Genomic DNA, 12,274 nt, shown 5'->3' on the forward strand with positions numbered 1-12,274 from the left:
TCCACCATCGCGATGGCACCATTCAGCGTGTGTACGGCTCGCAACAGCGGCTCTGATGCTTCGGGCGTGGTTTCGCTTGCAAGTATCCTTTTCAAATTGTTCAATAATGTACTGTTTACTTCCCTGATAAATTCTGTCAATGTTTTCATCAATTAATTGATTAATATAAAATATTAATTCTTCCAGGGACACAGTGTATGTTTCACCTATTTTTTTAGGTGTTTTAATTGTTTTTCTGATCATAAACAGGTATTGAATAACTTTCCAAATAAAATAAAATGGTCTGTCAAATTCATATACGTCTTTAAACTGCGGCGAATCATTTACTTGAGGAATTTGAATAAAATCTAGGTCTATGTCTGGTTCTGGAACTGGGGGTTTTTCTGGAATGTCCGCATCTTTGAAGGCTTTTGATAGTTGCTCCTTCGCCTCCTCAATTATTGGCTTTGTCTCACTATCTAATAAGGCTCTCAACTCTTGAAGGGATTTTTCTAGTTCTTGTTTGGTCGCGTTACGAATACTGTCAAATAACTTTTCTGTTCTTCCAGTTGCGTAATAAAGTGCCAGTTTAGCAAATTCTTCTGCATCTGCTTTACTTGAGAATTCAACTGAATAATCATTATTACCATTGACCTCCTTCCAATTGAACTGTAAACTTGACTTCTGTTTAATCCATGCCTCAAAAGAAATAAACTCGTCGATTATCTTGTTTACAATCTCTTGGGCTACATCTTGTTTACGCACCAATTCAATCCATTTTTTCAAGGCTTTCTTTCGATCATTTGAAAAATAATCGTTACTAGTCACTCGTGCTGCTTCCTTTAGGGGAATAATCAGTCCCTCTAGTTTGTTATTAAGTTTTTCCTGTTTTTGATTTATTTGTATTTGAAGCCTATTGTGACAATCATCAATACTATCTATTTTAGATTGTAAGGCATCTTTTTGGCTTTGTATTTCTTCTAAATTTTTGTCAATAGCATTTCTAGTAAATGCTACATCCGTTGTAACCTCCCCTAAGTAGCTGCCACTTTCTTGAAGTGCTTCCTTCATGGATTTAGGCGCTGCAAAGAGCATTAAATCCTCAATTGCTTTCTTAATAAATTCATCAAAACCTGATCTTTTTCGCAGCCTCTTAACTTTACGTTCCAGTTCCTCCAAAGAGGCATTTTCAAGATCTTCTTCCCACTCTGCTCCTAGTAAATCTCTGGCAATATCTGGTCGGATTTTGATATCATTTTTAGCTGCATCTTCATTTTCATCTAGTCCTCGAAGAAAGAAATTAGCAGAGAACAGTGCCCAGTGAGCTGATATTTCAAAAACCCTATTTGTATCTTTATTATCACCAGAATTACCTATACCATATGCCTCTTTGACAAACTCCTTGACTTCCTCAGGAGTCCTGGAACCTTTTCCACGTCTGTCAATCTGGTTTACCAAAACGTATAGGTTATCCTTCCCTCTACCTTGTAACTTTCTTACGTTCTCAACTTCAATTTTAACTTTATCGTTATCAGTTGCGCCGATTCTGCCAAAATTTAGCATAATCAAAACAACTGCACTTTTTTCAATCTGCTTTCTGATCACAGTCTCTAGTCTCTGCTCTTGTCCAGCTTCATTAGAGCCAGGGGTATCAATAATTACTAGATTACCGACTTTTGCAGTTTCCTGAGCATCTTCTTGTTGCCAAAAGGGAGTTTCAATGCGCGGAGACTCAAGACCGAGAAGTTCACCAATAGGATCTTCAACTCCATCTATCAGGCTGCACAAACGGATAATATCATTCAAAGCAGTCAGGGTTTCCCGGATGTCATTAAAGCCAGGGGTTTCCTGTTCAAGGACTAGTGAAGGTGAAGACTGATTTGGGATTTTTTCAAATAATTTAAATAAGTAATTCAGATGTCCATATTTAGCCCTGATCCTTTTCATCTGGTCAGTGTCCAACTCTTGAAGATTACTCTGCAAAGCCGCAATTGTCTTGCTAAACACAGAAACTACTGATTGACTCAACTTCAAAATTGGCTGTTCTAATTCAGCTTTAAAGACAACTTCTGTAGGGAGTGTGGTCATGGCATCACTGCGGCTAGGCAGAAGTTCCCGCCCAACAATCGCATTGATAGCTGTAGACTTACCTGCCTTCATGGGCGCGATAATCGACATGACTAATTCCAGATTTTCCACCTGCTGTTTGGCAGTATCTACTTTCTGCTTAAATTCAGTGTACTTTTTTCGTAAACTCCCTTCTCCTAGTATTTCACTAGCAATCATCATCAGGCCACTGATTTCCTTCAGTCGTGTAATAACGTCTTGTTGTAAACCCTCAAGATCAGGCTTCAAGTCTCCAGAATACATTGCTTCTACCTCTGCTCCTTGCGTCACATTAATAACAGATGAATCAAAAACATCCAAAGCTATGGGAGTCGTTTTTTTCCTTCCGACTGTTACACCAATCTTTAATCTCTCGCCACCCATAGTTGTAGGTCGTCCGATAGATTTCCATCCACTCAATCAGCCTTTGCTGTTGAGTAGCATCGGGGTAGAGTCGGTAGCAGTAGTTGAGTGTTAGTATTCACCGTTGAAAAGCTGTATCCAGTGATTATACACTATTTACTGGTAAGCTAAACACCTTTAATTGTTAAGTTAAGTGACATTGAGTAACTTAACTTAACTTGCGGGAGTTCATGTATAGCATTTTTATTTGAGATGTAAACATAGGATTAAACGCTTTAGGGAACATAAAACTCTGGATAGGGTAACCTTAGTAAGGAATACAGCATTTTTTTTGATGATAAAAAATTATAATCTAGTTTTACAACTCATTTGTAAAGGCTATATCCCCCGCTAAGCTTCCTTAAGCCCAGGGGTTTTATAGCTCCCCCAAACCCCAAACCCCCTCATATCAAGTTTGGTTGAATACCCATAATTAAGGAGCCCGGGCGCGGGGAGGGTGGGGAGGGTGGGGAGATGGGGAGATGGGGAGATGGGGAGATTTTTATTAAGGGTAATTATCCTGACATGATATAGGATAAAAAAGGAGAATATTTCAACTATGAGATGCCCCTTGATTAGTTGACTCGATGCTGCTTATCGATTCTCTGGAAGCCTCAAGAGGAGCGTTACTTTTTGCCGACAGTTTTATCTGAAAACGGGAGAGGCTCTGATCGTTACAAAAAAAAATAGAAAAGGATGAACAAGCAATGAGTAATAGTGACTTGTATGATCAGGATTTCGTTCTGTGGACTGAGACAACTTGCCAGCAACTCAAAACAAGAAACTTTGATGAGTTGGATATAGACAATTTAATTGAGGAGATAGCATCCTTAGGTGGAACTGGCATCTTGCCAGTGGTGGTAAAAGTGGAACTGGCATCTTGCCAGTGGTTGTAAAAGAAGAGAGATTCAGATCAGACTTAAGGTTTTGATGGAACATTTGCTAAAAAGGCAGTACGTAGATTCAGAGCCTGATTATCGAGGCTGGGAAAATACCATCGATGAACAAAGAGAACAGATTAATCTTCTGTTGTCTGAATCTCCTAGCCTCAAGCCTTATCTTGAATCGGTCTTTTCCGATTGCTACAAATATCCACTGAAAAAGGTGAGCAGGAATTATCCATCTGTTAGTTTCCCTCAGAATTGTCCTTTCACTTCTGATATTTTATATCAAGATTGACCTATCCTATGCGATTGGCCGTTGGCCACGCTACGCGAACGCACTATAATAAAGTGTCGTTATGATTGGGATTATTAGTCTTAATATCTACCTATATGAGTGTTTTTGAACGTTCTAAGCACCTCTATGTATCTCCTGATTTTGATAAAATAATAAAAGACACAATTCGCTTTTTTAATCAAACTCCAGTCCATCAACTTCCGCTCCCAGAGCGTTTTTGAAAATGTCTAAAATTTCGTGCTTAGAGCTATTTGCTGGCGCGGGGGGTCTAGCCACAGGTATTCGGCTATCTGGAGTCCAACATAAAGCTTTTATTGACTGGAATAAAAATGCCTGTCAAACCTTGTCCCATAACTACAGTGACAAGCTTGTTCACAATATAGATATTCGTAAATTCGATTTTAATCAGTTTGGTTATGTAGACATGATTGCAGGTGGACCTCCCTGTCAGCCATTTTCCATGGGGGGTAAGCATAAGGGGGATAGGGATCAACGAGATATGTTTCCCTATGTTTGTAAGGCAATAACCACTTGTATTCCTAAAGTTTTTATCTTTGAAAATGTCAAAGGTCTTCTGAGAAAATCCTTTGCCAGATATTTTGACTACCTTATTTTAAGATTGATTTATCCTGATGTTGACCGGAAGGATTGGGAAGACTGGGATGATCATCTGAGGAGACTGGAACAAATCCATACCTCAGGTAACTATGACGGGGTAAAATACAAGGTGGTTTTTCGATTAGTTGATGCCGCCGATTATGGCATTCCTCAGCGGCGGGAACGGGTGTTCATTGTTGGCATCAGAGAAGATTTAACTATCCAATGGTCTTTTCCGAAAAAAACTCATTCTCTCGATGGGTTACTTTGGTCACAATTCGTTAGTTATGATTATTGGGATAAGCATGGAATAAAGCCTTCAACCACTGAACATCTAGATAAACGAACTCAGAAACGAGTTAATCGGCTAAAGCAACAACTCACTCTATTCACGCCATCTTTAAAACCCTGGAAAACAGTTAGAGACCAAATTGGAAAACTGCCAGAACCTGATTCATTAGGTAGTTTTGACCTTGAGCATGTCTTAAGAAAGGGAGCAAGAATTTATCCTGGACATACTGGCAGTTACATTGATATGCCTTCCAAAGCTTTAAAGGCAGGAGATCATGGTGTACCTGGAGGAGAAAATATGATTCGTTATCATGATGGTCGAGTCCGCTATTATACCACTTATGAAGCTAAGCGCATCCAGACTTTCCCAGATAATTATAAAATTTTCGGCTCATGGACAGAAGCAATGAGGCAGATCGGCAATGCTGTACCTGTAGAACTAAGTCACCATATCGCTAATTCTTTAGTCAAGGTTATCTAGCATTTTTATGTAAGTTGTAAATATAGGATTGATATCAAAAGGGAGCAGGGAGCAGGGAGCAGGGAGTAGGCAAGAGGCAAGAGGCAAGAGGCAAGAGGCAAGAGGCAAGAGGCAAGAGTGAAAAAATCCTGTGTACCTCAGGTGCGACCCGAAGGTCCCGTAACGCACCACCAGGTCTGCGGGTGCATCTCATATTTGTAAAAAAGACGGGAAGTGTGGGCAGTGTGGGGCGCGGGGCGGGGGCGCGGCAAGTCTGGAGATTTTATTAGAATTTTTGCCTAATTCCAAAAGTGAGATGCACCCCAGGTCTGCAAAAATGAGATGGGGAGCAGGTCAGTTTTGTTAATCCCTGATTCAGTAACCCCTTTGGTTTCCCTTAATAAGGGGGAATTTTGAATCTAATTCCCCCCTTGTTTAAGGGGGGTTAGGGGGGATCTATGTACATAATTACAAAGGTAACATGCTCCCTTGATAATCCTTAGCTTGCCGATTGGATTAAATTAAAAAGCAAAAAAAAATAGCCGTAGAAATACTATCCACGGCTATTTAAGTAAACACTATGTCATGTCTCTCACTTTCCGAATCAATCCGGATGTGATCCTATTTCATTGGGCAAAGGCCACGCTAAGCCAAAAGACCGGAGCCTTTGCCGGGGGGAAACCCCCCCAGAAATTTAACCTAACCTATTAACGCCAAGTCGAATACTTGCTTGCAAAACTAATTAATTGCCCTGGAATTCCCGTTGGCTGCAAAGGGCTCCAGTCGGAAACTGACCCATACCCGAGTGCAGAAAGGGAGTAAATAGTCTTGGTGACTCCTTCAGGAGAGCCTTTAATGTACTTAATACGTTGTTTCTTTTGCTTAGAATCATCATGATTATTGTCTTGATTCGGGAGAAAGTTTTGAGGCATGGTTAAGAACCTCAATAATGTTTATATTGATTATTGTAATGATTATAGTTTTACTTGTCAAGGGTTTTTATGATTTTTTTTTGGGGAGGTAATTTGAGAATCAATTTTAGGATTTGGCGTTGCTGAATTAAGGAATGAATGCGCGATTATCTGGTTTTATTAAAGCCCCCTAAATCCCCCAACTTTGGGGGACTTGTCTTGATGCAGTCGCTCATGGGGGAAACCCCCAAGACCGCGCTGCATCGCTTAAGAGTTTTGTTCCCCCCAGAATTGGGGGGCTAGGGGGGCGAAACCATACCCAGAATCAGCAACGCCCAGGATTTAGCCGTGAGCCGTGAGCTGTCAGCTGTCAGCTGTCAGGTTATTTTATTGAAAAGCTGTTCCCATCGCATGATTACATATTTTTTGATTATATCTGATAGATAATATAGCAATTCATGTAATAATTGATAAAATTTTGATGCCATATTCCCTACTCCCTACTCCCTACTCCCTTTCTGCCATAACAAATTCCAATCAAAACCAGCCTAATTCCAATTAAATGACATTCCTAAATACTCTTCTAACTTCTGATTATGAGGTCTGAAAAATTCACTTAAGGTTTGTCTCAAGTCTTGACTAATGGGAGTGTAAGACCTACCATTACATTTGGGATATTGAAAAAACGTCTGATCAGATAACCCCAGGAAATCAATGATGGTACTCATGACAGTCTTGGGATTGCTATAGAAGTCTTCACTCTTGACTATTAAAAATTGTTCTCTTGGAAAAATCTCCATCCATCGTTTTAGCTTATAGACATAAAGACTTCCTAACAAATTATTTGGATGTCGATATCCAATCTGTAATAGTTCTGATTCTGTCAAACTTTCCAGTCGTTGCTTCTCTAGAGCTAAGGCATCTTCTAGACTGCGCTTTTCTCGACCATGATAAAAATTGTGATAGTAACAAGAGATGGCGCGATCAACGGGATTTCTTAATAAAACAATGAGCTTAACCTTGGGAAAAAACTGAAACATCCGTTGGGCAGATTCAGTGCAGTCAAAATAATTAGGACTTGCTTCCCCAGCTAAGAAATTAGGAGTGTCGGTAATGGATGGAAAATGGGCGAGATACCAATCAATCCCTTGATTATAATATTTACTGAAAAAATTTAACTCTTTTTTATGAGGAGATATAATTTGTGGATAACGACTCAGATACATATATAATGAAGATGTCCCAGATCTAGCCGCTCCAATAATAACGAAGTCTGGACCATGTTCTTTTTTAGGTTTCCAGTCAACCTCGGCAAGGTTGGGATTGGATGCAACTGCTTTTTTGTAAGCGCTAGTTTGGTAACAGCTAATCGCCTCCTGAAGTTGCCCTTGCTCGGTTAGCACATCCCCTAAATTACCCCAAGCCAGAGGAAAATCTGGTTCCCGTTCGATGCACTGTCGATAAAAGGTGATAAGTTGCTCTAACTGCTCTGATTCAATCCAGGTGTACTGTAGGTCTACATAAGCTCGCTTAAAACAGGGGTCAAGCTCAATCGCTTTTTGATAAGACTCTATCGCTTCTTTAAATCGACTTTGCCCTCTCAGGAGTTGACCCAACTGATGATAATCTTTAGCGCTAGGGTTGGGATTACTATCGACTATTTGTCGATAATAGTTGATGGCTTGGTGATTTCGGGGATTATTCTCGACCGCCTGTTGATAATATGCGATCGCATCTTCCATCTTTCCCTGGGATTTGAGTATCTCCCCCAGACGATAGTAAACTTGGAGTAAATTGGGCTTCAACTGAAGCGCTTGTCGATAACAGGTGATGGCTTGGTCTGGTTTGCCTAGAGACCACAACCTGTTGCCCAACTTAACATGCTCCTCTGGTTTAGCCCAATTCGGCTCTAGGGTTAGAGCCTGATACCAACACTCCGTAGCTTCCAACCGTTGACCTGTCTTAGCAAAAACCCGAGCCAAGTTACGGTAAGCTCCAGCAAATTTGGGGTCAATAGCGATCGCTTTTTCGTAACATGCGATCGCTTCGGGCCACTGTTGCTGTTGAGCATACAGACTACCCCGATTAGCATGGTCTTTAGCCAACTTTAATTGAATTTTCACCACCTTGAGCTGGCCCTCGGTTGGGTCAACAGAGTCGTGATCATGACCCGAAGATTGCTTGATATCCCTTGACATCGTTACCGTTAAGAAGCTATTTTTTTAACAATCACTATGCGAGCCTGATGCAAAATCTCAAACTGACCCTTAACTGAATCTAGAAACCTATTAATCCCAATTTTAGGCGCTTCTTGTGGTTTAGCAGAATTGCTCCATCCATAGTTATTAACGATCATCAGCCCCCCAACCTTGAGCAGCTTCCAACAAAGTAAAGCATTTTGCTCAGCAATGGTAGCTTTGTGACGCCTGTCGCGAATGTTAGCTAAATCATAGCAATTGCTATCAAGGGAATTAAGCAACTGCTCAGGTTTTCCCTCTAACTTAGTCACCTTTTCCGCTGCTTCAGTTTTAGCGATATTAGCAGCAAACTCTTCCTGAAAGTGTGGCGAAACACAGGTTAATCGAGCTGAAGAGTTAGTCAGGATTTTATCAAGTAACCAGCAAGCAGAATTACCTTGAAAACTCCCAATTTCCAGACACTGAGCATCAGCCACACCAGCTAGGGGCTGCAAGTGTTTTTCCCAGACCGGAATTTTAAACGTAAACCTATCCTCGGTGAATCGATAATCCTTCTGAGCACACTGATCCCAACCCCGCAATTGAGCAGCTTTTTGATAACAAGTGTAGGCTTCGGTCAACTCACCTTTTTTTACCAAAGCATCCCCAAGTTTAACATAAGTCCAGGGATAGTCACCGACTGTAGCAATTACCGCACGGCATGAGACAATCGCTTCATCCCACTTCTGCTGTTGAATCAACAGTTGGATTAATTCTCGATAAGCTCCCGGGAAATTTGGATCAACCTCAATCGAGCGGCGAAACGCTGCAATCGCTGTGTCCACCATTCCTTGTTTGAGCCAAATCCCAGCTATTTTATAGTGCCCCTTAGCTTGATTTGGGTCAAGGTCGATTAACTGACGATAACATGCGATCGCATTATCCCACTTCCCCTGGGCTATCAAACACTCTCCTAACTCGTAGTAAGCTGCCCATAAGCTGGAGTCACGCTCAATCGCATTTTGGAAACAAGCAATGGCTCGATCCGGTTTACCCTGACCCAGGAACGCTTTCCCTAGTTTATAATGCCCCTGAGCCTTTGCTGATTTGGGTTTCAGGCTCAGAGTCTGATACCAACACTCAATTTCCTCGTCTTTGTTCCCCAGCTGAGAATAGATTTCTGCCAAACTCCAGTAAGCCTCAGCAAAATCTGGCTGGAGGCGTATAGCATGGTAGTAGGATGCGATCGCTTGCTGCCACTGTTGTTGACTGGTGTATAAACTTCCTAACTTAGCATAGACTTGTACTAAATTCGGTTTGTCATCGAACACTCTAGAGTGCCAGAAAATTGCATCATCAAACCGACCCATCCCTTGCAAGATATTGCCTAAAACTCGGCAAGTCGAGGCAAAATCAGTTCGATTTGGGGATGGACTTTCCAAAGCTTGCTCACAAGCGGTAATTGCTTCAGTTAAGTAAGTGTACATGAGAGGGAACAGGGAACGGGGAACAGGCAACAGGGAATCGGGAATCGGGAATCGGGAATCGGGAATCGGGATGGAGCGCTACTTGATTAACTTTTGCCTCTTGCCTCTTGCCTCTTGCCTGTTACCTTTCCTAATTAAAGTTATGTTCACCACTCAAATCAAGCATTAAGCGGTCAGCGGTCAGCAGTCAGCGGTCAGCGGTCAGCCGTCAGCGCTTGGTCTTTGGCACCTCAACTATCGTGGCACAGGCTTCTAGCAGTATCGTGTCGCAGGCTTGGACGCTGGGATGTAAAGCATAACCTGATTGCTGATTGCTGATTGCTGATTGCTGATTACTGATTACTGATTACTGATTGCTGATTACTGATTGCTGATAGCTGATTACTGATTACTGATTACTGATTACTGATTACTGATTGCTGATTGCTGATTGCTGATTGCTGATCTACTAGAGTATCTCAAAACCATCGTCAGTTTGATTAATTTCAACATCCAAACCTGAACTCAATTGAGCAATGGTTTGCCCATCAACTTTTAGCTCACCAGTGATCGAATCGTAAGTCACGTTAGTCTGGTCACTAACCCCTGGAATCACGATCCGATCTTCTCCAGACTTAAACTCAGTAATAATATCCGGTGCATCGTCAAAAAACTCGAAGGTAAATGTATCATTTCCAGGACCTCCGATCGCCACATCAGTGCCTGGTCCTATGATCAGGTTATCATTTCCTTCTCCACCCAGCACCACATCATCGCCTTGATCGCCAGTGATTTTGTCATCTCCTGCTCCACCCAGGGCCACATCATCTCCGTCACCACCACTAACGTCATCGGTTTGATCACCAGTCTGAATAACATCTAGACCATCGCTCCCATCAACATTAACTGGCTTATCCTCTGGTCCTAAAATCACGAAGCCATCTTCATTAGTTGGGATAACTTCAACATCTGGGTCAGCAACAATAGAAGACATTTACTATAACTCCTTCTTTCTTTATCCTAGTTGATATTACATATAAACTATAATTTATTAATTTTTTTTTTGCCACACTCTTAGTTTTTTTGATTCTCAAATAGTTTTATTTAAATGGCATTATTTGCATCCTTATTGGTTATAAGCCCTTGATATTAGCTGATTTAGACCAGTAATTTTAATTACTGATTGAAGGGAATCTAGGTTAACTAATATATCTTCTGTTAGTGAGCTAGTATACATTAATTTTCGAATAGGTTGACAGTCAAAAATTTCTCCTTTTACATAATAATGTTTCAGTCCCAGTTGTTGACTAATCATCCAGTAATCTGTTCTCACATAACTGGGTGAGACTAGTTCTATGATTTGAGTACCAGGGCGACAAAATACCGTATTGGTCAAACCAGCGCCATGGGGAGCAACAATTGCTTTAACAGAAGCAAATAAAGCAACTTGTTCCCTCACAGACAGGCTTTCTAGGGCAATGGTAATAAAACCAAATTGGGATAGCAGCTCCTTGACCTCAGTTTCGTTAAGAACTTGTCGATGTCTGGCTTGAGCTCTAGTGATGTATATACGCTCTGGGTATCTTAATTCGAGAGTTTGCGGTAGAAACGTCTGTCTGAGAAAGTTAATAGTACCCTTCGGTACCCAATCAAAATGTCCGGGAAAGGAGGGTAAGACTAACTCCCGGGCTTGAATATGGGGGTAGCGATCGCTTGAGATAATTTTGTTAGGGGGAATGCCTAAGCAATTGAGGGTCTCTTGTTGAAAGGGTTGCTGTGGCGTATTGATCAAAAACCAATCAATCTTAGGGAAATCTATCCCACTGCGGCGTAGGATTTCAATTCTAGGCAGGACATCAAACATCCAGTGGTAGTAGCCATGTCCCGATAGTCCAGATAGAACCGCTACTGTGCCATCAATGTACTCTAACGGCGGCATCTGATCCAGACTAAAGATTATATGGTTTCTGGGGTCATAATTCTGACATCCAGGTAAATACCATGGGTAATTTCGAGAGACGTCAGATAGCAAATAATCATCTGGGGTAATGATGGCGATGCCATTACAAATCTTCCAGTAACTGCTTTGGGGGGCAATCCAAGCCCGTCCTTGTGGGATAGTCGCCACAAAAACAGTAGGGGAATCCACAGACAGTGTTTCCGGTGGGTTACACTGATAGACCCTATTGCCTAGATGAATGGACTCAAACTGGTTACACAGTCGTCTCATACATCGGTTACAGGTAACACCGCCACATTGAGACTGGGACTGAGGCTGGGACTGAGACTGGGATTGAGACTGGGACTGTCTGGCTTCAACAGATATAGGAGCCAGGGCAGAAGCTGGTGGCGCTACCATGGACATGGTGTTGAGATCCTTTGGCAAACCATTGCCCTGTAAACCATGGTTCACAGAAACTTCAATTTCCCTCGATCCCGTATATTGCCAATCCTTATCGATGGTTGACCAAGGTACCTCTATGTAGTAGCAGCCATGGCACTCTGTGTTTATATACCAGTCTCTAGTCGCTTCATAAATTCCCTTGATCCGGTGAGGGGGTTGGGAGGTGAGAGGCTTAGCACTATAGTTATCTTTCGGCTTAGCAGTATAGTTATCTATCGGCACGTTATCTATCGGCAAGACTCCGAGACTACCAAGCTTACCGCTGAGCTTGCTCTCTTCTAAGTGCTGATGCCAGAGGGCTT

The 12,274-nt window shown here is 41.8% G+C and carries 13 protein-coding genes; 5 read left to right on the top strand and 8 right to left on the bottom strand.

Translation table 11 applies throughout. The annotated features are described in order from the left end of the window. Positions 1-2,469: dynamin family protein (locus F6J99_RS32300; protein ID WP_365974685.1), on the bottom strand; the 2,469-nt coding region annotated here is incomplete at its 3' end. Continuing rightward, positions 2,393-2,566: a helix-turn-helix domain-containing protein gene (locus tag F6J99_RS32305; protein WP_365974691.1), complete on the bottom strand. Its 174-nt coding sequence runs from the start codon at positions 2,564-2,566 to the stop codon at positions 2,393-2,395. The genes F6J99_RS32300 and F6J99_RS32305, both read right to left, overlap by 77 nt. 628 nt (positions 2,567-3,194) lie before the next feature. Between F6J99_RS32305 and F6J99_RS32310 the strand changes: the two genes are divergently transcribed. From F6J99_RS32310 to F6J99_RS32320, 3 genes are all read left to right on the top strand, one after another. Then, complete coding sequence (locus tag F6J99_RS32310; protein ID WP_293119142.1) at positions 3,195-3,383, top strand: DUF29 family protein; 189 nt, start codon at positions 3,195-3,197, stop codon at positions 3,381-3,383. A 34-nt stretch (positions 3,384-3,417) separates the two neighbouring features. Next, on the top strand, positions 3,418-3,666 hold the full coding sequence (locus F6J99_RS32315) for a DUF29 domain-containing protein (RefSeq protein ID WP_293119144.1): 249 nt from the start codon (positions 3,418-3,420) through the stop codon (positions 3,664-3,666). Positions 3,667-3,889: 223 nt separating this feature from the next. Continuing rightward, the gene (locus F6J99_RS32320; RefSeq protein ID WP_293119146.1) at positions 3,890-5,035 is read left to right on the top strand and encodes a DNA cytosine methyltransferase; all 1,146 of its coding nucleotides are present in this window, start codon (positions 3,890-3,892) and stop codon (positions 5,033-5,035) included. A gap of 34 nt (positions 5,036-5,069) precedes the next feature. Here the strand turns inward: F6J99_RS32320 and F6J99_RS32325 are convergent, their stop codons facing one another. Beyond that, entirely contained in the window at positions 5,070-5,228 is a 159-nt protein-coding gene (locus F6J99_RS32325) for a hypothetical protein (RefSeq protein ID WP_293119148.1), read from the bottom strand. 371 nt (positions 5,229-5,599) lie between these two features. On the opposite strand from F6J99_RS32325, the gene F6J99_RS32330 reads away from it, so the two are divergent. Beyond that, positions 5,600-5,725 carry a hypothetical protein gene (locus F6J99_RS32330; protein WP_293119150.1) on the top strand — a complete coding sequence of 42 codons (126 nt, stop codon included), beginning with the start codon at positions 5,600-5,602 and terminating at the stop codon, positions 5,723-5,725. Here the strand turns inward: F6J99_RS32330 and F6J99_RS32335 are convergent. From F6J99_RS32335 to F6J99_RS32345, 3 genes are all read right to left on the bottom strand, one after another. Continuing rightward, a complete protein-coding gene (locus F6J99_RS32335) occupies positions 5,722-5,946 on the bottom strand; it encodes a hypothetical protein (protein ID WP_293119152.1) in 225 nt (74 codons plus the stop codon). The genes F6J99_RS32330 and F6J99_RS32335 overlap by 4 nt on opposite strands. A gap of 527 nt (positions 5,947-6,473) precedes the next feature. Further along, a complete protein-coding gene (locus F6J99_RS32340; RefSeq protein ID WP_293119154.1) occupies positions 6,474-8,123 on the bottom strand; it encodes a tetratricopeptide repeat-containing sulfotransferase family protein in 1,650 nt (549 codons plus the stop codon). A gap of 8 nt (positions 8,124-8,131) precedes the next feature. Next, the gene (locus tag F6J99_RS32345; RefSeq protein ID WP_293119156.1) at positions 8,132-9,589 is read right to left on the bottom strand and encodes a tetratricopeptide repeat protein; all 1,458 of its coding nucleotides are present in this window, start codon (positions 9,587-9,589) and stop codon (positions 8,132-8,134) included. Between F6J99_RS32345 and F6J99_RS32350 the strand changes: the two genes are divergently transcribed. Next, entirely contained in the window at positions 9,588-9,758 is a 171-nt protein-coding gene (locus tag F6J99_RS32350; protein WP_293119158.1) for a hypothetical protein, read from the top strand. The genes F6J99_RS32345 and F6J99_RS32350 overlap by 2 nt on opposite strands. A 279-nt stretch (positions 9,759-10,037) precedes the next feature. On the opposite strand, the gene F6J99_RS32355 is transcribed toward F6J99_RS32350, so the two are convergent. Together F6J99_RS32355 and F6J99_RS32360 are read right to left on the bottom strand one after the other, a co-directional pair. After that, positions 10,038-10,562: a hypothetical protein gene (locus F6J99_RS32355; protein WP_293119160.1), complete on the bottom strand. Its 525-nt coding sequence runs from the start codon at positions 10,560-10,562 to the stop codon at positions 10,038-10,040. Positions 10,563-10,694: 132 nt separating this feature from the next. Continuing rightward, a partial coding sequence (locus F6J99_RS32360) for a glycosyltransferase family 61 protein (protein WP_293119162.1) occupies positions 10,695-12,274 on the bottom strand: 1,580 nt, incomplete at its 5' end.

The organism is Moorena sp. SIO4G3 (assembly GCF_010692305.1).
In the GTDB taxonomy this organism is placed as follows: Bacteria; Cyanobacteriota; Cyanobacteriia; order Cyanobacteriales; family Coleofasciculaceae; genus Moorena; species Moorena producens_A.

Bases quoted from the DNA above. Each gene is read 5' to 3' on its own strand.
- F6J99_RS32350 (WP_293119158.1), top strand. From the start codon at position 9,588: ATGAGAGGGAACAGGGAACGGGGAACAGGCAACAGGGAATCGGGAATC.
- F6J99_RS32315 (WP_293119144.1), top strand. From the start codon at position 3,418: ATGGAACATTTGCTAAAAAGGCAGTACGTAGATTCAGAGCCTGATTAT.
- F6J99_RS32345 (WP_293119156.1), bottom strand. From the start codon at position 9,589: ATGTACACTTACTTAACTGAAGCAATTACCGCTTGTGAGCAAGCTTTG.
- F6J99_RS32325 (WP_293119148.1), bottom strand. From the start codon at position 5,228: ATGAGATGCACCCGCAGACCTGGTGGTGCGTTACGGGACCTTCGGGTC.
- F6J99_RS32355 (WP_293119160.1), bottom strand. From the start codon at position 10,562: ATGTCTTCTATTGTTGCTGACCCAGATGTTGAAGTTATCCCAACTAAT.
- F6J99_RS32330 (WP_293119150.1), top strand. From the start codon at position 5,600: ATGTCTCTCACTTTCCGAATCAATCCGGATGTGATCCTATTTCATTGG.
- F6J99_RS32320 (WP_293119146.1), top strand. From the start codon at position 3,890: ATGTCTAAAATTTCGTGCTTAGAGCTATTTGCTGGCGCGGGGGGTCTA.
- F6J99_RS32310 (WP_293119142.1), top strand. From the start codon at position 3,195: ATGAGTAATAGTGACTTGTATGATCAGGATTTCGTTCTGTGGACTGAG.
- F6J99_RS32335 (WP_293119152.1), bottom strand. From the start codon at position 5,946: ATGCCTCAAAACTTTCTCCCGAATCAAGACAATAATCATGATGATTCT.
- F6J99_RS32340 (WP_293119154.1), bottom strand. From the start codon at position 8,123: ATGTCAAGGGATATCAAGCAATCTTCGGGTCATGATCACGACTCTGTT.